General features: G+C 39.4%; 18 protein-coding genes and 1 tRNA gene. 3 read left to right on the forward strand and 16 right to left on the reverse strand.

The window, feature by feature from the left end:
• Positions 1 to 22: 22 nt before the first annotated feature.
• The gene (locus MR041_RS07995; protein ID WP_277926344.1) at positions 23 to 991 is read left to right on the forward strand and encodes an endonuclease/exonuclease/phosphatase family protein; all 969 of its coding nucleotides are present in this window, start codon (positions 23 to 25) and stop codon (positions 989 to 991) included.
• A gap of 31 nt (positions 992 to 1,022) precedes the next feature.
• On the opposite strand, the gene MR041_RS08000 is transcribed toward MR041_RS07995, so the two are convergent.
• The 16 genes from MR041_RS08000 to MR041_RS08075 all read right to left on the reverse strand — a co-directional run bounded on the left by MR041_RS08000 (position 1,023) and on the right by MR041_RS08075 (position 18,950).
• Positions 1,023 to 1,331 carry a DUF6122 family protein gene (locus tag MR041_RS08000; protein WP_277926345.1) on the reverse strand — a complete coding sequence of 103 codons (309 nt, stop codon included), beginning with the start codon at positions 1,329 to 1,331 and terminating at the stop codon, positions 1,023 to 1,025.
• Positions 1,331 to 1,954, reverse strand: coding sequence for a WbqC family protein (locus MR041_RS08005; protein ID WP_242093095.1), 624 nt, complete (start codon positions 1,952 to 1,954; stop codon positions 1,331 to 1,333). Before MR041_RS08005 ends, MR041_RS08000 begins: the two co-directional genes overlap by 1 nt.
• A gap of 98 nt (positions 1,955 to 2,052) precedes the next feature.
• Complete coding sequence (gene lepB / locus MR041_RS08010) at positions 2,053 to 3,630, reverse strand: signal peptidase I (protein WP_242093096.1); 1,578 nt, start codon at positions 3,628 to 3,630, stop codon at positions 2,053 to 2,055.
• Between the two features lie 145 nt (positions 3,631 to 3,775).
• Positions 3,776 to 4,477, reverse strand: a complete 702-nt coding sequence (dapB, locus tag MR041_RS08015; RefSeq protein WP_242093097.1) for a 4-hydroxy-tetrahydrodipicolinate reductase — start codon at positions 4,475 to 4,477, stop codon at positions 3,776 to 3,778.
• Positions 4,478 to 4,479: 2 nt separating this feature from the next.
• The gene (locus tag MR041_RS08020; protein WP_242093098.1) at positions 4,480 to 5,094 is read right to left on the reverse strand and encodes a DUF5683 domain-containing protein; all 615 of its coding nucleotides are present in this window, start codon (positions 5,092 to 5,094) and stop codon (positions 4,480 to 4,482) included.
• Positions 5,084 to 5,995, reverse strand: coding sequence for a ParB/RepB/Spo0J family partition protein (locus MR041_RS08025; protein ID WP_242093099.1), 912 nt, complete (start codon positions 5,993 to 5,995; stop codon positions 5,084 to 5,086). The genes MR041_RS08020 and MR041_RS08025 overlap by 11 nt, the downstream gene beginning before the upstream one ends.
• Complete coding sequence (locus MR041_RS08030; protein WP_242093100.1) at positions 5,988 to 6,761, reverse strand: ParA family protein; 774 nt, start codon at positions 6,759 to 6,761, stop codon at positions 5,988 to 5,990. Before MR041_RS08030 ends, MR041_RS08025 begins: the two co-directional genes overlap by 8 nt.
• Positions 6,762 to 6,878: 117 nt before the next feature.
• A complete protein-coding gene (locus MR041_RS08035; RefSeq protein WP_242093101.1) occupies positions 6,879 to 9,698 on the reverse strand; it encodes a M16 family metallopeptidase in 2,820 nt (939 codons plus the stop codon).
• A gap of 132 nt (positions 9,699 to 9,830) precedes the next feature.
• A complete protein-coding gene (gene scpA, locus MR041_RS08040) occupies positions 9,831 to 11,966 on the reverse strand; it encodes a methylmalonyl-CoA mutase (RefSeq protein WP_242093102.1) in 2,136 nt (711 codons plus the stop codon).
• Positions 11,967 to 12,007: 41 nt separating this feature from the next.
• A complete protein-coding gene (locus MR041_RS08045; protein WP_242093103.1) occupies positions 12,008 to 12,640 on the reverse strand; it encodes a hypothetical protein in 633 nt (210 codons plus the stop codon).
• A gap of 95 nt (positions 12,641 to 12,735) precedes the next feature.
• Entirely contained in the window at positions 12,736 to 14,145 is a 1,410-nt protein-coding gene (locus MR041_RS08050) for a methylmalonyl-CoA mutase subunit beta (RefSeq protein WP_242093104.1), read from the reverse strand.
• Complete coding sequence (locus tag MR041_RS08055; protein WP_242093105.1) at positions 14,138 to 14,461, reverse strand: FtsB family cell division protein; 324 nt, start codon at positions 14,459 to 14,461, stop codon at positions 14,138 to 14,140. The genes MR041_RS08050 and MR041_RS08055 overlap by 8 nt, the downstream gene beginning before the upstream one ends.
• Positions 14,462 to 15,067 carry a uridine kinase gene (udk, locus tag MR041_RS08060; protein ID WP_242093106.1) on the reverse strand — a complete coding sequence of 202 codons (606 nt, stop codon included), beginning with the start codon at positions 15,065 to 15,067 and terminating at the stop codon, positions 14,462 to 14,464.
• Between the two features lie 46 nt (positions 15,068 to 15,113).
• Positions 15,114 to 15,533 carry a c-type cytochrome gene (locus MR041_RS08065; protein ID WP_242093107.1) on the reverse strand — a complete coding sequence of 140 codons (420 nt, stop codon included), beginning with the start codon at positions 15,531 to 15,533 and terminating at the stop codon, positions 15,114 to 15,116.
• 33 nt (positions 15,534 to 15,566) lie between these two features.
• Positions 15,567 to 16,685 carry a PQQ-dependent sugar dehydrogenase gene (locus tag MR041_RS08070; RefSeq protein ID WP_242093108.1) on the reverse strand — a complete coding sequence of 373 codons (1,119 nt, stop codon included), beginning with the start codon at positions 16,683 to 16,685 and terminating at the stop codon, positions 15,567 to 15,569.
• Between the two features lie 18 nt (positions 16,686 to 16,703).
• Positions 16,704 to 18,950, reverse strand: a complete 2,247-nt coding sequence (locus MR041_RS08075) for a TonB-dependent receptor family protein (RefSeq protein ID WP_242093109.1) — start codon at positions 18,948 to 18,950, stop codon at positions 16,704 to 16,706.
• Between the two features lie 807 nt (positions 18,951 to 19,757).
• Here MR041_RS08075 and MR041_RS08080 point away from each other — a divergent pair.
• Positions 19,758 to 19,835, forward strand: a tRNA-Pro gene (locus MR041_RS08080).
• 538 nt (positions 19,836 to 20,373) lie between these two features.
• Positions 20,374 to 21,015 carry an HAD family hydrolase gene (locus MR041_RS08085; protein ID WP_242093110.1) on the forward strand — a complete coding sequence of 214 codons (642 nt, stop codon included), beginning with the start codon at positions 20,374 to 20,376 and terminating at the stop codon, positions 21,013 to 21,015.
• The last annotated feature ends 4 nt before the right edge of the window (positions 21,016 to 21,019 follow it).

Here is a 21,019-nt window from a genome sequence, read left to right on the forward strand (position 1 = left end):
TATATATATCGTCAATGTAATTTTGGCTACACTCCTTTTGTTATCCTATGGTTTACCCTTTCTTCCTCCAAAAACATTTTCAATTCTTGCCGTATTAAATCTGGGTGTTCCTTTTTTAATTATATCCAATATTATTTGTTTTTTATATTGGTTGATTAAGGCAAAACGGCAATTTTTATTGTCCCTGGTTGTTATATTTTTAGGGTACTTAGCCTATGGTTCCCTTTATAAATTTTCGGCAACGGAAAAGGTGGTAGACCGAGATCATTTGACCGTCATGAATTACAATGTCAGATTATTTAATTTGTACAATTGGATCCCTGAGGAGGGTATGGAGACAAAAATTACAGAATTTATTGAGGACGAGGCACCGGACGTATTAAGTTTACAGGAATACCATCCGCATAAAAACATTGACCTTTCGTTTTTTAAATACAAATACGAAAAATTATCCGGTAAAAAAGTGAGGTATGGTCAGGCCATTTTTTCTCAATTTCCAATTGTTAACAGTGGTTCCGTTGAGTTTCCTAATACAGCAAATAATGCAATTTATGCTGATATTGTAAAGGATGAAGACACCATTAGAATTTATAATATCCACTTAGAGTCCTTACACATCAATACCGATGTAGAAAGTCTTAAAAAGGAAGATTCGGAACGCTTATTCAAAAGGGTGAGCAATACATTTAAAATGCAGCAGTTTCAGACAGAATTATTCCTCATGCACAAGAAAGCCTGTAAGTATAAGATGATTATTTGCGGTGATTTCAACAATACGGCTTTCTCCTATGTCTACAGGACCATTAAGGGCGAATTGAAAGATGCATTCAATGAGGCAGGTAATGGTTTTGGCCGCACCTATCATTTTAAATTTTTTCCTGTGCGGATTGATTTTATTTTTACGGATGATGCCTTCGAGGTTTTTGGGTTTAAGACATACAAGCAACACTTTTCGGACCATTACCCTATTATGGCCACATTGGGCCTATAGATCTATTTATTGCTGTAATTTGAATAGTGTACTACATGAAGCTGCAATCCACAGCGTCCGAAATAATATGAAGGACCAGGCCAATGGCCAGCAGTCGGGATTTTTTTGGCAGCATTAGGAAGACATAAAATGTTATCGCAAACCATGAATGCAAGGGATGAAAACCTATGCTGCAACGGTCAGGGTCGAAAATAGGGGTGGCAATGAAATGATCCAGATCAATAATAAATGCCGATAGCATTATAAAATAAGCCATTTTCCAAGACGATTTAAACCCTATTAAGGCCACCATAAGGGGGAGTAAAAAATGACAACCGTAATGTGCAACCCATTGTACCATTAAACACCTTGTAAAGTTTGTGATTCCAGATAGTTCACTGTATTTGGACCTTCATTGAATAGTAAATCCAAAATACTTAAGTTGGGTATAAATCCATATTTAGCATGAAAGACTTGTACGTAGGGTCTGAAACCATATGCTTTTTCTTTTTTAGCATTTACCAAATGACGAAAGTCTGTAAAGTTCTTAACGGTTTCAGTATAACTTTTAGAAGACCTCAGATTCAATTTTAATTGTAAACAACTGCAAATGCTTTCAAAGCAGGATAAATTAAAGTCTAAAATAAATTCATGAGGTTTCTTAAAAAGAGGCACCAGTTCATCTTTATAAAATTCAAAAAACGGGGAATTACTGTAGGCCGTCAGAATGGACTTCCAATGGGTCTGCTGCCACTTTTGAGCATTAAAAATTTTTACATCCCTGTATTTTTGTCTGTTCTTTTGCGAATGGACTACAGGAATATTTAATACCAATTTCCCATTCGGACTGTAAATGTGCGTCCTATTTCTATAGGTCTGTTTTACAAAATTGTCGTCCGTTTCGAACATTATATTTTCGGTCTTTACGATGGCTACAAAATGAGCTATTGACGGAAAGTAAGTTGGGTGAATGATAATGTTCATTTTAAATAGCGTTACAACACCTGACACATAGGGAATAATGTATTCTCTGATTTGATCACATCCATTTGAAAGAATTACGAAATCATTTGATACTGAGCTTAATGAGAGGCTTTTCTACGTTTTCTCCATTTGCTTATTGCAAACCATCCAAAAAGTACGATCAAAAAAGGAATAAAGTAAGATGTGGCCTTTCCCTTACCATGAACGGTAGTAAAAAAGCGCTCCCATCGCGGGTTTTTAATGCCATCCCAACTCATCCATATGAATACGGGTTTACCTACCACGTGATTGAAAGGTACAAATCCCCACGCCCGTGCATCAATGGAGTTGTGTCGGTTATCACCCATCATCCAATAGTAATCCTGTTTAAAGGTATAGCTATCGGTAACCGCCCCATTAATGCTAATTTGATTCCCATTTACCTGTAACGTGTTTCCTTCATATTCGGTAATGACGCGTTTATACAGCGGGAGGACCTCTAAATTGATTTTTATGGTTTTACCCTTTTCCGGGATATAAAGCGGTCCAAAAAAGTCGACATTCCAATTATAGTTGGGATGATGGGGAAAAACATTTTTATCCCGAACACCCTGTTCAGCGGTGCCCGGTGTAATGCTGCCCACGTTCGGATGGTTTTTAAATTTCGCCAAAGCGGCATCCGATATTGCTGAGAAGCGATACGTATTCTGGGCATTGACAATTCCAAAATAATCAGTAATATCGTAACGGTCCTTTAATAGTCTTGGGTTAAATCGATTCGTTTTTGGCTGTACATAATAACTAAATTGTAATTGTGCTCTATCCGGCAGTTCATTCTGTTTCCCGTTAATGTAAACATAACCATTCCGAACCTCCAGGGTGTCTCCCGGTAATCCAACACAGCGCTTTACCAAATTGGTTTTTTTATCAATGGGCTTATAATAATTTCGATCCGGACGAAAATCGTTCATGTCTAACAAGGTGTCCGCAGGTTGGTTAAACACAACTATTTCATTTCGCGTAATCGTTTCGAATCCCGGAATTCTCAAATAGGGTAATTGGAACTTGTTTTTCCATGATCTGCTGTCTTTATGATCGTCGAATAGATAGGATTTTGTTTTTAATCCCGGAATGGTATCATGTACCATGGGAGCTGCTACTGTTGTCATAGGTACCCTTGCCCCATAATGAAACTTGCTGACAAATAAAAAATCTCCCACCAAAAGTGATTTTTCCAAAGAGGATGAAGGAATAGTAAAAGGCTGCATGAAATAGGTATGCACTATGGTGGCAGCTACAATGGCAAACAAAATAGAACTGGCCCACTCACCTGAACCGGACTTCGGATGAATGCTTCTGTTTTCAATATAGTCGACATCAGCTATATAGTTTAAATAGTAGTTGTAGAATCCTAAAGAGATAATAGCCAGAAAGGTATCAAAATAGGTGTTTTTACCAAAACTCCTCGCGGTTTCTACCCAAACGACAATCAGCATAATCAGGTTTACAATGGGAAGAAACATTAAAATAATCCACCACCATGGACGGTTAATTATCCTCATTAATACAATTCCATTGTAAATTGGAACGAAGGCTTCCCAGGCCTTTCTGCCAGCCTTAAGATATAATTTCCAAGTGCCCAGGCCGTGGATGACCTGTATAACTAATAGAAAAATAAACCATTGTGTTAAAGTCATAATGTCATTAAATTGCTAATTGCCAGCGGGCAAAAAATTTATTTAGGCTTCAAATTTGCAGTTTTTTTAGATCAAATAAAAGTCTCAATGCCTTGATTTGATTCTTTTAACAAAGATTTACCATTATCAATTATTTGGTTCCAGCTCATATGCCCAATACATCTTTCATGGTAAAAACACCGGTTTTACCTAAAATCCATTCCGCTGCAATTACGGCGCCAGCTGCAAAACCCTGACGGTTATGGGCCACATGCTCAATGGTAATGGTGTCTACCTCACTTTTATAGGTTATACTATGCGTTCCGGGCACCTCGTTAATTCGCTTGGACGTAATGGGAAGGATATGATCACCGGTTTCATGTAATTTCCATTCTCTTAGATTAGTGTTATGTGCAATAATGTCCTGGGCAAGGGAAATGGCTGTTCCACTGGGAGCATCCAGCTTTTGGGTATGATGGGTCTCTTCCAGGCTCACCTGGTATTGATCGAGCTGACGCATCATTTTAGCCAGCGTTTTATTAAGCTCAAAAAAGATATTTACACCCAAACTAAAATTGGAGGCATATATAAAAGCACCCTGTTTTTCATTGCATAGGGTGACGGCATTGTCAAAATCATTTAACCAACCGGTCGTTCCCGAAACTACCGGAACATTATTATTTAAGCAGAGCGAGATATTCTTAAATGCCACATCAGGAATACTGAAATCTATGGCCACATCGGCTTTTGTGATATCGTAGTCATGGTCGTCTTTGTCTATTTTAAGTACAATATCATGTCCTCTTTTAAGTGCGATTTTCTCAATGGTTTGACCCATTTTTCCATATCCTAACAAAGCAATATTCATATTTAAAATGTGAAATTTAAAGTTAATCCTAAGTTACTCTTGGCATCCATTTCATTGAACTTGTAATGTGGTGCCAAAGATAAGTTTTTGTCTACATTGTACTGCAATAGGTGGGCGTCCACATTGGCATCGATGATGTTTAACGCATACAGACCCAGAGTGACCAAAAGCGATAATTCTTTGTTTCTTCTGTAAAACTTTTGAGCGCGTCTCAATCCATCATCCGTTATTCTGGGGGAGGTTAGGGGGTTACCCTGGGAATCAAAGTAGAATTCGTCCGTTTTAAAACCCGCTAATCGGCTTTTATAGGCATCTCTGTATCGATTATACTCATTGTTGTTGTTAATATAAAAATAGATACTCGTGCCTAAGGCGCCATACACTATGGGAATTTTCCAGTATTTTTTATTGTAGGCCTGACCAAGACCAGGCAGCACAGCAGAAAGGAACGCCGCTTTCGCTGGTGTTAAAGGATCGATGTCATCCTTGAATTCAATCGCTTTTTCATCAATAATCTGAGGAAGATCCTCTTCCTTTTTATTCTGGTTTTCTTGAGCAAATATTGAAAAACATAACAGAAATGATAAAGCAGACGCTATAATACATTTATTTGGCACCTTCAACCAATTTTTTAATACGGTTAAAATCTTCTTTGGAATGGAATGGAATGGTAATTTTTCCTTTGCCATTTTTAGAAACTTTAACGTCTATTTTATGTCCAAAGTACTCAGAAAAGATGTTAATACCATTTTTAATATACTTTGGAATAGCTTCATCGCTATTTTTTTTGACAGCAGTTTTAGGCTTTTCAAGAGCAGCAAAATTACGGACTAATTCTTCTGTTTCTCTTACGGATAACTTATCGGAAAGGACTTTTTCGTAGATAGCAAGTTGAGCTGACTGATCTTCGACAGTAATTAAAGCTCTGCCATGACCCATACTGATAAATCCGTCTCGCATACCGGTCTGAATTATGGGATCTAATTTTAATAATCTCAAATAGTTGGCAATCGTTGAACGCTTTTTGCCTACACGTTCACTCATTTGTTCTTGTGTGAGTTTTATTTCATCAATCAGCCGTTGATAGGATAGGGCAATTTCAATAGGATCCAGATCCTGGCGTTGGATATTTTCAACCAAGGCCATTTCCAATGATTCCTGATCATTTGCTATTCTTATATAAGCAGGAATAGTCTCCAGATCGATAAGTTTAGCAGCCCTGTATCGACGTTCACCTGATACCAGCTGATACTTGTTAAAACCCAGTTTCCTGACCGTAATGGGTTGTATAATTCCCAATTCCTTGATCGATGAGGCGAGTTCTTTTAATGATTCTTCACTAAAATTAGTTCTGGGTTGAAACGGGTTGACATCAATATAATCGATATCTAATTCAATGATATTTCCAATAACCTTATCGGCATTTTTATCCTGAACCGATTTAATATCGTTTTCCGGATCTTTCAACAGTGCCGATAGCCCTCTACCTAAAGCTTGTTTTTTAGTCGCCTTAGCCATTTGAGTCGTTTTTATTAATAATTTCCTTTGCCAAACTTAAGTAATTCGATGCACCTTTACTACTCGCATCGTAATTAATAATACTTTCTCCATAACTCGGGGCCTCACTTAATCGCACATTCCGTTGAATTATAGTTTGAAAGACCATGTTGTTAAAATGTTTCTGAACTTCTTCAACCACTTGATTAGAGAGTCTCAATCTGGAATCATACATCGTTAATAGCAGACCCTCAATATCCAACTCAGGGTTATGGATTCTCTGTACACTCTTAATGGTATTCAACAATTTACCAAGGCCTTCCAAGGCAAAATATTCGCACTGAATAGGAATGATTACGGCATCGGCAGCGGTTAGGGCATTTAAGGTTAACAAACCTAAGGACGGAGCACAATCTATAATGATGTAATCATAGTCATCTTTAATTACTTGTAAAGCCGTTTTCAACATGTATTCCCGGTTATCCTTATCCACCAGTTCAATTTCTATGGCAACAAGATCGATATGAGCGGGGATGGCGTATAAGTTCGGTGTATCTGTTTTAATGATAGCTTCCTGAGCTGTATTGGAATGTTCCAAAAGTTGGTAGGTGCCCACTTCAACTGATTCTACGTCAATGCCAATCCCGGAGGTCGCATTGGCCTGTGGATCGGCATCGATAAGGAGTACTTTCTTTTCCAGAACACCCAGGGAGGCTGCTAAATTTATGGAGGTTGTCGTTTTACCGACCCCACCTTTTTGATTAGCAATTGCAATGATTTTACCCATTAAATGATTTGGTTTATTAAGCGGTAAAAATACAATTATTTATGAGGAATAAAAATGGAACTTGTTAACAATAACAACGGTTTTTTTAGAGTCGTCTGAATGAAAATAAGGAAACCACTATTCCTCTATCAGAGGATTATGAACCCCTAAAATATAGCCTTTGGTCAAATATTTTTTAGCTACTTCCTGTACCCTTTCTACCGTCAATCCATTGATTTTTTCCTCGTACTCAAATAGTTCTGAAAGATCCATGTCACTGTAATCAGAATTCTTTAATCTACTCAACCAATAGTTGTTTTGTTCGAGATTCTGTTTCGTTTTCAGAATCTGATTTTCCTTTACTTTGGCTAAATCTTTTTCCGTTGGACCATGTGCTATAATTTTTTCAACCTCCTTAAGTGAAGCTTCAACCAATTTATCCACATTTTCCGGACCACAGGGGAAACTTATTCTAAAGGTATACCACCCATAAGGAATTTTAGAAATACGGCCACTTGCGCCAACGCCGTAAACACCACTTTCAGCTTCCCTTAGTTCTTCCAATAATTTAATCGTCACTATTTCCCCTAAACTTTTCATGGCAAGGACCTCATCTGCATCATATGCCGTCGCTCCCTGGTATATCATGCGCACACTGCTTTTAGGGTCTTCTCCTTTTTCAATGATCTTCGTGTGACGTCCTGATAAGGGTCGATATTCAGGGACGATATAGTTTTCTTTTGTTCCATCTGATGGCAAGCTGGCCAAATAAGTTTCACAAAATTCTTTGAACCGTTCTTCTTCGATGTTTCCAACAAAATAGAAGTTGAAATCTCCGGCATTTTTAAAGCGCTCTTTGTATAATTTATATGCTAAATCATAATCGGCATTATTTAAATCGTCTTCGGAAGGAAACCCCAAATAGCGTGGATTACCTTCATTTAAGAACTTACTGAATTCGTTTTGAAAATAAAATTGCGGATTGGCAAGTAAATTACCATAGAGTGCTTTTTGCTTATTGATAAAAGAAGCAAAAGCCTTATCATCTTTGTTTAATGCAGTAAAATAAAGATGTATCAATTGGAACATCTCTTCCATGTATTTTGGTGAGGCCGAACCAGATATAGATTCACTGTATGTACCTATGCTAGGCCTGACCGAAACGATTTTTCCAGAAAGCATTTTGCCTAATTCTATGTAGTCAAAGTTGTTCACTCCGGCCTGACTTAAGGCGCCGTTTGCGAAGGCACTTGCACGATAATCTTCTAAGGCGTATAAGGAAGTACCGCCGTAACTGAAGGAATCAAAAAGGATTTCATCATTTTTAAAATCGGTAATCTTATACCTCACCTTCATCCCATTGCTTAAAGTAAGTGTTGTGACATCAAGAATGGTATCTTTTACTTCATTAAGTACGGCACCTTTTTCTGGAGCGGCATCCATGAGGGCCTGTGCCACTTCTTCGTCCTTATAGGGTTCAATTTTCATGGAACTCAGCATATTCAAAAGAGAGTTAACTTCTTGTTCTGTGACCTTGGTAATGCCTTCCTTTTCAGGGCCTGTAATTACGATGACCCTGTTGCTGTCTTTCAAATAGCTGTTTATAAGATTATTGACTTCCTCCAATGCAATATGTGGCAGTTCTTGTTTATAGAAATTATATTCCCAGGCTATTCCGGGAATGGGTTCGCTCGATAAGAAATGTCTGATATATTCGCCAACAATATTTTGAGATAGGGTTTTGTCTTTGTCTTTATAGGCCTTTTCTAGTCTGGCTAGGATATTTTGTTTGGCACGATTGAATTCCCCTTCAAAAAATCCATAACGTCTCACTCGTTCGTTTTCAATAAGTAAGGTCTTTAAAGCCTCTAATTGTCCCGTTTCACTTGAAATGGCAACGGATTGGTAAGCAGCTTTTGTTTTTGCCCATGTGTTGCCGTAATATGAGATCCCATAAACAAAAGGGGGATTTTCGCTATTCCTTAACTCATTTAAACGATTATTTATCATCTGTGTAAACAAGGATTTCACAATAGTTTCTCTGTATTGTTCAAGCGTTTTCACTGGTTTTACATTGGCGCTGTCTTTAAACAAGACCTGAACTCTTGAAAACGAGGCTTCCCTATCGGACTCAATAGCGATAAAGGTTTCTTTATGATTGGGCACGTAAAAGGTTTCTCTTTCTCTTGGATTTTTTACTGCAGGAATAGTACCGAAGTGGCTTTTGATCTTGGCCTCCAGGGTTTCAGTGTCTACATCGCCAACAGCAATAACAGCCATCAAATCAGGTCTGTACCAATCACTGTGGAATCTCCTAATGGCATCGTAATCAAAATTTTCAAGAATGTCTTTTTTGCCAATAGGTAACCTGGAAGCGTATTTTGAGCCATATAAAACTTTGGGAAGGTAGTTCTGGAGCATACGTTCATCGGCTCCTCTGCCGAGTCTATATTCTTCTAAGACCACACCGCGTTCTTTATCGATTTCTTCAGCATCCAGGGTAGCATTATGGGCCCAATCTTCAAGAATTTGAAACCCTTTGTCAAGCTTATCATCGTCATCAATTGGAATCGGCAGCATATATACGGTTTCATCAAAACTCGTATAGGCATTTAAATCTGCACCGAATGAAACACCGATGCTTTGCAGATAATCAACCAGATCGTTTCTTTTAAAGCGCTTTGTGCCGTTAAAATTCATGTGTTCCATGAAATGTGCCAATCCTAACTGGTCTTCGTCCTCAAGAATGGAACCCGCCTTTATCACAAGCCTTAGTTCAAGTTTATCTTCAGGTTTAGCATTGTTACGAACGTAATAGGTCAGGCCATTACTAAGGGTTCCAATTTTTACATCTTCAGAAATAGGAATTTCCTGGGTTACAATAGTTCCCTCCTGAGATAAAAGGCTGTTTGAAATAATAAACAAAAGAAACAGAGAGAATAGGCCTGTTTTTTTCATATCGCAATTGATTTTTTTTAAATGATTCGAATAAGGCGCACTGAAAATATTAAAATATTGGAATAAGGCGCAATCAAAACGGACTATTTAACGCCAGTTTAACTTTAGGATTTAAATGTGCTGGTGAGAAGATTAATCAATCAAAATCTCTAAAATTGTAATGGCAGTATCACTTATTTTAGTGCCAGGCCCGAAAACAGCTATGACCCCGGCATCAAATAAGTACTTATAATCCTGCTTGGGTATGACACCTCCGACGATGACCATAATATCATCGCGACCGTATTTTTTTAACTCCTTAATAACTGCAGGGACCAGGGTTTTGTGTCCTGCTGCCAATGAGGACACCCCCAATACATGAACATCGTTCTCAACGGCTTGTTTTGCCACTTCCTCAGGTGTCTGGAACAACGGGCCAATATCTACATCAAACCCGATATCGGCATAACCCGTGGCAACAACTTTGGCTCCACGATCATGACCATCTTGTCCCATTTTTGCAATCATTATTCGAGGTCTACGGCCGTCTTGTTCGGCAAAAACATCGGCTAGCTGCCGGGCCTTTTTAAACGATGCGTCTTCTTTAATTGCTTTACTATACACTCCGGAAATCGATTTTATTTCAGATTTATAACGACCATAGGCGGCCTCCAGCGCCATGCTAATTTCACCAAGAGTAGCACGTTCACGGGCAGCCTCGATGGCCAGAGCCAACAAATTGGTATCGCTACGGTTCGAATTTAAGGATTTTTTCGCTGCTTCGGATAATCGCTGAAGGGCAGCGTCTACTTTAGCCTTGTTTCGTTTAGCCTTTAGGGTGTTTAATCGTTCTATCTGCTGCCTTCTCACCGTTTGGTTATCTACCTCCAGCGTTGCAATAGGATCTTCTTTTTCCAATTGGTATCGATTTACACCCACGATAATATCTTGTCCCGAATCTATTCGTGCCTGTTTTTTGGCAGCCGCCTCTTCAATTCGCAATTTCGGAATACCGGCCTCAATGGCCTTTGTCATACCTCCCAATGCCTCGATCTCTTCAATATGCTCCCAGGCCTTGTGTGCGATTTCATGAGTTAATGATTCCAGATAAAAGCTACCAGCCCAGGGATCAACTGTTTTTGTGATTTTTGTTTCTTGTTGTAAAAACAATTGCGTATTTCGAGCTATACGTGCTGAAAAATCCGTTGGCAAAGCAATAGCCTCATCCAGGGCATTGGTATGTAAACTCTGAGTTCCTCCAAATACGGCCGCCGCTGCTTCGATGGTCGTTCTCGCCACATTATTGAACGGATCCTGTTCGGTTAGGCTCCATCCCGAGGTTTGGCAATGCGTGCGCAAGGCGAGGGATTTATCATTTTTGGGATGAAACTGTTTTACCAATTTGGCCCAAAGCATTCGAGCTGCTCTCATTTTGGCTATTTCCATGAAATGATTCATACCGATGCCCCAGAAGAAGGAAAGTCGGGGTGCAAAGGCATCGATATCCATTCCGGCCTTGATTCCTGTCCTAAGATACTCAAGACCATCGGCCAGCGTATAGGCCAATTCGATATCACAACTTGCACCGGCTTCCTGCATATGGTAACCGGAAATACTGATACTGTTAAATTTAGGCATGGCTTTGCTGGTAAATTCGAATATATCAGAAATAATTTTCATTGAGGCCTGAGGAGGGTAGATGTAGGTATTGCGAACCATGAACTCCTTGAGTATATCATTTTGAATGGTTCCGGATAAGTGTTCCAATGCCACCCCTTGTTCTTGTGCAGCCACTATATAGAAAGCCATTATGGGTAGCACAGCACCATTCATTGTCATAGAAACAGACATTTTATCTAATGGGATCTGGTCGAACAGAATTTTCATATCTTCAACCGAATCAATAGCCACGCCGGCTTTTCCAACATCGCCCAGTACACGCTCATGGTCACTGTCGTATCCTCTATGCGTAGCTAAATCAAATGCTACGGAAAGCCCTTTTTGTCCGGCGGCCAGATTTCTACGGTAAAAGGCATTGCTTTCTTCGGCCGTCGAAAATCCCGCATATTGCCTTATGGTCCAGGGCCTTCTTACATACATGGTGCTGTAAGGTCCGCGTAAATAAGGCGGTATTCCAGCTGCAAAGTTGAGGTGTTCCAAAGGGTTTAAATCTTCTTTAGTGTAGGTAGATGAAATGCTGATGTCTTCGGCCGTATTAAAATTAGGTTCCTTATGGACCTGCACAGGGTCTTTGGTCTGTAATTCTATATGTTGAAGATTTTTTCGCATTTCTATATACAGGGCCTTAGAGGCAGAATCATTTATTAAAATTAGTTTGGAATTTTATTGAAATCTACAGCCGCAGCAGGTTTCTCCATGTTGACCTGTGTTAAGTCAACATCGAACAACTTGGCATAAAATAGATCAAAAGCCACGTAAGCTGCTAAATATTTATCTCTTATGGCCAGGCTGTACATCGACATTAATGGGGTTCCAAAAAGTTTGGGGCTCATGCTATTGGTGGATACCAATGCATTGAGGGTTGTTTTGAGATCCTTGTTTTGAATATGATCACCAATGCATTTGAAAAAGGGGCTATTGTAGTTTAAATGGCTATTCGGATTATTGGCATCCCACAAACTGTTGTCCTTTTTTAAGGCCTCGAAAACTTTTACTGTATGGGGTGACAACATATCAGTGTATTTCACGCGATTGTTCACAGCCGATCTCACGAACTGGGAATAGGCCCTGACCTGATTGGGATTATCTTTACCGTAGAATGTCATCACATCATTTTCGAAAGCAAATAAGGCTTCATTATAAAGTTTGGTGTCCAAATTATCACAATTTAAAACGATGCCTTTTTCTGAAAACTTGTAATCATTGAAAGGTTGTTCATTATTTTTACAACTTGCAAGACCTAAACATGCTGTAAAAACGATTAATTTAAGTTTAGCATTCATATGTCAGTATTTAAATTCACTCTTAATTTTTAACACATTAAAAAACCATCTTTAACTGTTACTTATAGGAGGAGGTTAAAAAATTTTCCCATAGGTTAGGATTCCTTTTTTAAACGTTCCTGTTCCAATTTCTCTGATAGGCGATGTTCTATAATCGGTTCAATAAGTGTTTTTCTGGGTTTCACTTTTACAAAAGGATAAATTTCCAATTCGTGTTTCATTTTATCATTTGAATTCGGATAGGCATTCGAGCCAATAAGCAGGTCTTCACCGTCGTTAAAGTTCTGCTGCTCTTTTTTTGCACTTTCTTTTATTTTACGCTGAATGGTCCCCTCCTTAAGTTGCTTTAAAAAACCACCATGTAACTCGATGTCCTTGAAGAGCTCCAGTGCTTTCGTAGCCAGTTGCTGCGTCAGGGACTCGATATAATAGGCCCCGTCGCATGGATTATTAACCATCTTGAAAAAACTCTCATGCTTTAGAATTAATAACTGATTTCTGGCAATACGCTCCCCAAAATCATTCGATCTATGGAAAATGGCATCGTAGGGCATGTTGCAAATGGTATTCGCTCCTCCCAATATGGCGCTCATACATTCTGTCGTGGTACGCAACATATTGCTATTGTAGTCATAAAGCGTCTTATTTCGTTTCGTCGGGGTAACAAAGATATGGCAATCTGGCGTTATGTTGTAGGCCTTAGCCAAAGTTCTCCATAGCATTTTCAGTGCTCTGAGCTTTGCTATTTCAAAGAAATAATTGGATCCCACAGCCACCTTGAACATCATATTTACGGGTTGCTTCGATGCTGTTATCTTGGAAAAATCATGTTCAGAATCTATGAAATTAAGGTATTCATTGGCATGGGCCAGACAATAGGCCAGTTGCTGAACCATTGTGGCCCCTGCATTTTGGTATACTGATGCATTAACAGTTATAGAATGGATACTCTTGAAAATTTCTGAGAACTGTTCAAAGTCCTCATGGATATTCGTGTACCAGTTACCCGAGCTTGCCAGATGACCAATAATATCGGTATCAAAATAAAACCCTGGTATTAATGCCATGCTGCCTGTTGAACGTTTTCGTGCTTCCAGAAGGCGTTTTATAAAATCCGGAGACAGAAATTGCAGTTCAAAATGGAGGTTGATGTCTTCTAAACTCACATTTCTTAAGAGCGCGTCAACGGAAATGGCATCAGACGGAATAACGAACTTGACACTCTCGGCTCCGCGTTTTAGTGCATTTTGAGCCTTCAGATTTGCCTTTTCAGCATGTTGAACGAACAGTGGTTCGCAGATGTCCCACTGACTGGCTCGCGTACCCGAAGCCAGCGGAAGCTCATTGAAATCATCAGCATGATAGAAGGGTTTAACGGCAATATCTTCATTGGAATTCCAAATAAGGGTTTTGTTATAATCTGCTCCTTTGAGGTCATATTGAATTTTTTGTTTCCACTCTTTGGCCGAAACCTCATGAAAATCATCAAATAATGTTTTACTCATCCTCTTTGACCTTTAAACTGTCTTCGTATTCTATGATATAAATTTCCTCATTTTCACGTTTCATATAGTATTCCTCACGTGCAAATTTTTCTAGGCCTTCTTCCGTCTGTAAATTATTAATAGCTTCCTTGTCTTTTTTAATTTCCCTCTCGTAATAGTCTTTTTCAGCCTCCAAAGCCTCAATATCATTGTTGAGTTCGTTATGGATAAACCAGGAGTTAGCATCGAAGAATACCATCCAAATAGCAAAACCCACCAGTATAATTACAAACCAGTTTTTAAATGGCTTTAAATATTTTTTCTTCAGGACAGCCATTTATAATGTGTTATTAATAATGGTTCTCACAATATCAATGGCCACGGTATTGTACTTGTTGTTTGGTATGATGATATCGGCATATTCTTTCATAGGTTCAATAAATTGGTCATGCATTGGTTTTAGGGTGGTTTGATAACGTGTCAGCACTTCATCTATATCTCTTCCGCGTTCCGAAATATCACGTTTTAAGCGTCGAATAAGGCGTTCATCTGTATCGGCGTGAACAAATATTTTTATGTCGAACATCTCGCGTAAGTCCGGATTCGTTAAAATCAATATCCCTTCCACAATCATAACTTTTCTGGGATGTGTTAGTATGGTGTCGCCTGTTCTATTATGTTTAACGAAGGAATATACAGGTTGGTGTATGGGGGCATTGCTTTTAAGTTCTTTCAAGTGCCCGGCCAATAGATCAAAATCGATGGACCTTGGATGGTCAAAATTGATTTTTTCACGCTCCTCGTAGGACAAATGAGAGGTGTCTTTGTAATAAGAATCTTGAGAAATTACACCTACTTCCCCTTCAGGAAGTTCATTTAGTATTTGATTTACAACTGTAGTTTTTCCGCAGCCAGTACCTCCAGCAATTCCTATAATTAACATAATTGGTCGTTAAGATTGCTTTACAAAGTTAGTTAAATGTCGAAACTTATTTTTTAATTTCAGAAACTTCTTCCACGGTTACTATCTGGTCATTTTTATTGCCCCAACTATTAGTTATGTAATTCATGACATCGGCAATCTCATCATCGGCCAAACCGGGTGGATCCATTTTACTATCATAGACTTTACCATTAACCGTAATTTTACCTTCCTGACCAAATTTAATACCCCTGATACTTTCTTTACGATTATTTAAGAGGTAATCTGAATTTGCCAGAGGAGGATAGAGATTTTCAACACCTTTACCGTCCGGTGAATGACATGTGACACAAAAATCATTATAGATCTCAATGCCCCGTTTGATACTTTCTTTTAATTCGTCCTGCTGTGAATAGACATCATAAAAATTGTGGTTGGACCAGTACAGGAATAAGCATACTATGAAGCTTATTGTGGTTAATTTCATAGCGATTATTTTAAGCTTTCAAATTGACTTCGATTAATTTACTATTCTATAGATGCCTTTCCCCTCCACAGCCATATAAATAAAGCCATCCGGAGCTTGAATCACATCTCTCAACCTGCCAATGCCTTCAAACAACTTTTCACGTTTTACAACCACATTGTTTTCAAGGATCAAACGTTCCAGGTACTGAAATTTCAGCGATCCCACGAGAACATTGGCTTTCCAGTCCGGGTACGCTTCAGATGATACTATGGCCATACCACTTGGTGCGATCGAAGGCACCCAATAGAAAAGGGGCTGTTCCATACCTTCCTTTTCGGTGATATCGGTAAATGTAGTACCGTTATAATTAATGCCATAGGAAATCACAGGCCACCCATAGTTTTTACCTTTCTCAACAACATTAATTTCGTCTCCACCTCGCGGACCATGTTCATTGACCCAGATGGCACCGGTGAATGGATTCTTCACCATACCCTGAGGATTGCGATGACCATAACTAAAAATAGCTGCTTTTGCATTGTCTGAATTAACAAAGGGATTGTCTTCCGGAATGCGTCCGTCATCATGCAGGCGGTAAATTTTACCGCAGTCTCTTGTGATGTCTTGAGGGTTGACATCCCTATTTCCGCGATCACCAACAGAAAAATATAAGTAGCCCTCATCGTCAAATTCTATTCTGGAACCCCAATGTTGCCCCTTTTTTGAATTCGGTTCTGCCTTGTAAAGTATCTCTTTTTCCACCAGAGTATTATCAACAAGCTTGGCTCTCATTACAGTGGTGTTTCCCCCATCACCCTCACCGCTTGAAGATCCGAAAGACATATAAATCCAACCATTGGTTTCATAATCGGGATGCAGTTTTAGGTCTAAAAATCCGCCCTGACCGCGAACATAGATATCGGGCACGCCATTCACATTCGATTTGACACCATCCTTAAAGTGAATGAGTTCTCCCGATTTTTCTGTAATCAGAATGCTGTTATCAGGTAAAAAGGCCATACCCCATGGAATATTTAAATCGGGTACGACGAGTTCTGTAGAGTATGTCAGGTTTACAGGATCTTCGGCCTTAACCTCAGATTCCAATTGCTGCGCACAGGCAAAAATGGTTAGTAGGGTTGCGCTTAATAAGATAATATACGTTTTCATAAGGTTAATGTTTCTTGTTTAAAATACATAATTTAAATCACAACCAGCAAAATAGTTAAATGGATTCCCAGGATAGTAATATCGTGGTGGGCTACCATTAAAACTCGTGGCATTGATTAAAATTTGAGAAGCGTAATGCTCATCTAATATATTATTTAAACCCAAATAAATATTAAGTTTTAAGGTTTTCTTAAGATTTGACATGAAACCCATTTTTAGGTTGGTCAAACTGTAACTGTCTGAATACAGGCTGTTGCTATCGTTCATTGGCATTCGCCCGACTGCAGAATAATTGATGGTGCCGTAAAAGCCGAAATGACTAAAATCGATACCCGCATTAAAAATGTGCGAAGGAACTCCGGTTAAGTCATTTCCGGAGTAATCGTTAGTCTCATCGACAAACTGTTGAAATTTAAAGTGGTTTAAGCTATGGCTTAAAAAGACATTCAAATCGGATCTTTCTTTTTTGAATACCTTGTAATTCAACTCCAATTCCAGGCCGTCATGTCTTGTTTTTCCCGCATTGACACCAATGAATTCATCCTCACCCGTTCTACGCGATACCAACAGGTTCTTAATGGCAAGGCGATACAAGGACAATTGAAACCAAAGGGATTTATTGAGGGTGGTTCCCCTTGTTCCAATTTCAAAATTCCAACCGGTTTCGGGTTTTAAGTCATTGTTTATTTGACCATTCGGTAATAAGGTTTCATTTGCAGAAAGTGGTGAAAAGCCATGAGAGGCATTTGAAAACAAACTCATGTTTTCTGAAATTACATAGGTCGCTGCAATTTTAGGTGAGAAAATGTTCTTATAACGATAGGTTCCTGATTGATCAGGGTTTTGTTCGGAAACAGGAAAGTTATCGGTTAATTTGTAATAGGTTTTATTAAGGTTTGCCCCAAATGATAGGGTTGTATTTTTAAGCAGAGCTAAATTGAGCTCAGCAAATAGATTGTAATAGTTTCTGTTTTCTATGAAGTTCGACAGAATGGCGCCTTCCAGACTTGCCCCATTTGCTGCATCATCCTGGTACAAATTTTCGAAAGTACTGTACTTATACCGGTCATTGAAAACTTCACCTCCGAAGGTCCAATGCACCCGTTTCTTAAAAAGCGCCGATTCGCCTACGAGACGCGATCTTATGCCAAATGCCGTTGTGTTTTCTCGAAGGATATTAAATGGTCTGGGTTCGTAGGCATCTCTAAACGACGTAAAGAGACTTGTGTAAAGTTTTGTTTTTGCATTCCATCTATGTTCCCATGATAATCCTAGAATCCCTCTATTGGAATCTTCAAAGCCCTTGGCCTGTTTCCAGGTGAATGCAGCGGATTTTGGGTTATTGCGATAGGTTTCTTCATTCAAGGAACTTGGGATATACGCTTTTAAGTTGACAAAACTCGCCAGGACGGATAATTCATTTCTTTCGTTGATATAATGCGCGGTATTCGCAGTAAAAGTGGACCGGCTGTATGCGTTATTTTCTCGATATCCGTCACTCAGTGTATTACTGTAAATGGCATTAAAACTATTGGACTTAAACCCTAAGTTCATATCGACAATCGTTTTAGACAGGCCGAACGACCCAATTACATATTCCGAATTCAAAGCGGACTGGTTTAGAGCGGCCTGTTTGGGGTTTAACTTAATGACGCCTCCTAAACCTGCACCGTAAATACTGGACCCATTGCCCTTGATGATCTCAATTCTGGATAAGGAAGAAAGTTCAAAATCTTCAATTGTGGTTTCACCGCTGCCATTTGTTAAGGGTATATCTTTAAAATAGGCTCTGATTTTCGATGTCCCAAATAAATTTCTGGAACCTATCCCACGAATTGTTATGCGGTTGGTGTTAAGGGTCGCATTTTGCATGAAAATACCTGGAGTTCTATTTAAAACAGGGGCATAATCTGTATGATTTGAACGCTTTATGTCCTTCAATGTAATTAACCCCACCGACGCTGAAACATCCTTAAGCGATTTAGGATACTGGTCAACATTCACAATAACCTCACTTAACTCCTGGGGATTAATAGATAAGCGCAGGGTATAATATGTATCCGCAGTGAGATGCATTGTTTTTTGAATATAGCCCTCTTTGTTAAACACATACATCCCCGGTGCATCTAATTTAAAAGAACCATCAGAATTGGAATACCTTATTGTTTTGCTGTTTAACTGCTGTATTTTAACACTATCCAAACTATGGTTGCTAAACGCATCAATTATTTTTCCCCCTACAGTCTGACCATCTATTCGAAGCATAATAAAAAGAATAAACAGCAAGGAGAATATTTTTTTCGACACAAACTTTCGTTAAAGATTTACCAGTTAAATATAAAGTTTTAATTCTTAAATATTTTCAGCAAATGCGTTTTTAAAATTAATATTTCATCTATATTTGCATGCCGAAAAGTGTTGTCCTTATGGTCCCTGACTGAGATAATGGGTTAATGAGGGCATAAGGTGATACAGAGGGCACAGGCTCCGCCTGGTCATCGCGTCACTCCGCGGGCGTGAAGCCTGCCTGCCGCAGGCAGGGTCGCAGGTTCTTCTCACCTGCTAAAAGAATGAGGAAAAGATATTGATTGAGTTAATAAAGGCCGGCACACCGTCTGGCCCTTTGTTAAAAAAGGTCTACAAGACCTTTTTTGGACACTCAGTCCGGGGTGTAGCACCGCGATAAACTCGGCACAGGCTCCGCCTGGTCATCGCGTCACTCCGCGGGCGTGAATGTCGCAGGTTCTTCTCACCTGCTAAAAGAATGGGATGAAGATATTGATTGAGTTAATAAAGGCCGGCACACCATCTGGCCCTTCGTTAAAAAAGGTCTGCCAGACCTTTTTTGGACACTCAGTCCGGGGTGTAGCACCTCGATAAACTCGGCACAGGCTCCGCCTGGTCATCGCGTCACGCCGCGGGCGTGAAGCCTGCCTACCGCGGGCAGGGTCGCAGGTTCTTCTCACCTGCTAAAAGAATGGGATGAAGATATTGATTGAGTTAATAAAGGCCGGCACACCATCTGGCCCTTCGTTAAAAAAGGTCTACCAGACCTTTTTTGGACACTCAGTCCGGGGTGTAGCGTAGCCCGGTCATCGCGCCTGCTTTGGGAGCAGGAGGTCGCAGGTTCGAATCCTGCCACCCCGACCATAAAAGCCGAACCTAGTGTTCGGCTTTTTTTGTTTGAGCGCAATCGAAGCGTGCTTCCAGATTGAAGCGAAAACAAGAAAGATTGAAAAGCATCGCTTTTCGGCTTTTATGAGCAACACCCACAATTTCAGGATCACGGCAGGTAATCCTGCCACCCCGACCATAAAAGCCGAACCTAGTGTTCGGCTTTTTTTGTTTGAGTGCAATCGAAGCGTGCTTCCAGATTAAAGAGAAAATAAAAAATAGAAAGCAACTTTTTTAGGGGTAAACTGGCTTTAAAAATGCCTGCAGATAAAATAAAAATTTCATGCCTAGAGAAAAGGAATTCTATCGGCATGAAATGGGAAAAACATAGGTAGAAAATTTATTTTCCTAAGCATGTTTCCCAGGCCTGATAAACACTGGTTCTTCCAAAGGTTTTTTTGAATTTGGTCAGTGTTTTGAAGAGCGGTACCATAAGTATAAGAAAGTTCAGTTAAACGCGATAAAACACTTATATTAGCAGGGGTAAATTAAAAAGAAATCACCCCTTGAATGAATGAAATATAAGTGTATCATCTTTGATTGTGATGGCGTTCTTGTTGACAGTGAAGGCATTTCAACCAGGATACTCGTGGAAATGTCCAGAGTATTAGGAGCGGAAATTGAAATGAATTTTGCTCTAGACTATTTCTCGGGAAAATCACTGCATAGTATATTGGAATTCATTGAAGGCAGGATCAATAAAAAACTTCCTGGTCATTTTGAGCAAGAATTCAGAAAACAAAGTTTTAGGGCCTTCAAGACAGAGTTAAGGCCAATCAAAGGAATCGTTAATGTTTTGAACAACATTACTGTTCCTTATTGCGTGGCTTCAAGTGGACCACCGGAAAAAATAAGGTTAAATTTGACAACGACCGGACTCATTGAAAAGTTTGAGAACAGGATATTCAGTAGTTATGAAATCGGAAGTTGGAAACCTGACCCTGGAATTTTTAAGCATGCAGCCAGGACCATGGGGTTTAAGCCAAGCGAGTGTGTTGTTATTGAGGATAGCGTGGCTGGAATTAAAGCGGCGAGAACAGGTGGATTTGATGTTTTTGGCTTTGCCAAAGGGAATAATCATTCTGAACTTGAACGTCTGGGAGCACAAATATTCTTTGAAATGGAAAAGCTGTTGGACATGTTAAATGAACACTGACTAA

Source organism: Aestuariivivens sediminicola, assembly GCF_022662015.1.
GTDB lineage: Bacteria > Bacteroidota > Bacteroidia > Flavobacteriales > Flavobacteriaceae > Aestuariivivens > Aestuariivivens sediminicola.

What these genes read in the sequence shown, in the direction of transcription:
- MR041_RS08005 (WP_242093095.1), bottom strand. Translation starts at nt 1,954, where the DNA reads ATGAACATTATCATTCACCCAACTTACTTTCCGTCAATAGCTCATTTT.
- scpA (WP_242093102.1), bottom strand. Translation starts at nt 11,966, where the DNA reads ATGCGAAAAAATCTTCAACATATAGAATTACAGACCAAAGACCCTGTG.
- MR041_RS08030 (WP_242093100.1), bottom strand. Translation starts at nt 6,761, where the DNA reads ATGGGTAAAATCATTGCAATTGCTAATCAAAAAGGTGGGGTCGGTAAA.
- MR041_RS08050 (WP_242093104.1), bottom strand. Translation starts at nt 14,145, where the DNA reads ATGAGTAAAACATTATTTGATGATTTTCATGAGGTTTCGGCCAAAGAG.
- udk (WP_242093106.1), bottom strand. Translation starts at nt 15,067, where the DNA reads ATGTTAATTATAGGAATTGCTGGAGGTACTGGCTGCGGAAAAACTACA.
- MR041_RS08025 (WP_242093099.1), bottom strand. Translation starts at nt 5,995, where the DNA reads ATGGCTAAGGCGACTAAAAAACAAGCTTTAGGTAGAGGGCTATCGGCA.
- MR041_RS08065 (WP_242093107.1), bottom strand. Translation starts at nt 15,533, where the DNA reads ATGAAATTAACCACAATAAGCTTCATAGTATGCTTATTCCTGTACTGG.
- MR041_RS08000 (WP_277926345.1), bottom strand. Translation starts at nt 1,331, where the DNA reads ATGGTACAATGGGTTGCACATTACGGTTGTCATTTTTTACTCCCCCTT.
- lepB (WP_242093096.1), bottom strand. Translation starts at nt 3,630, where the DNA reads ATGACTTTAACACAATGGTTTATTTTTCTATTAGTTATACAGGTCATC.
- MR041_RS08075 (WP_242093109.1), bottom strand. Translation starts at nt 18,950, where the DNA reads ATGCTTCGAATAGATGGTCAGACTGTAGGGGGAAAAATAATTGATGCG.
- dapB (WP_242093097.1), bottom strand. Translation starts at nt 4,477, where the DNA reads ATGAATATTGCTTTGTTAGGATATGGAAAAATGGGTCAAACCATTGAG.
- MR041_RS08085 (WP_242093110.1), top strand. Translation starts at nt 20,374, where the DNA reads ATGAAATATAAGTGTATCATCTTTGATTGTGATGGCGTTCTTGTTGAC.
- MR041_RS08035 (WP_242093101.1), bottom strand. Translation starts at nt 9,698, where the DNA reads ATGAAAAAAACAGGCCTATTCTCTCTGTTTCTTTTGTTTATTATTTCA.
- MR041_RS08045 (WP_242093103.1), bottom strand. Translation starts at nt 12,640, where the DNA reads ATGAATGCTAAACTTAAATTAATCGTTTTTACAGCATGTTTAGGTCTT.
- MR041_RS08055 (WP_242093105.1), bottom strand. Translation starts at nt 14,461, where the DNA reads ATGGCTGTCCTGAAGAAAAAATATTTAAAGCCATTTAAAAACTGGTTT.
- MR041_RS08070 (WP_242093108.1), bottom strand. Translation starts at nt 16,685, where the DNA reads ATGAAAACGTATATTATCTTATTAAGCGCAACCCTACTAACCATTTTT.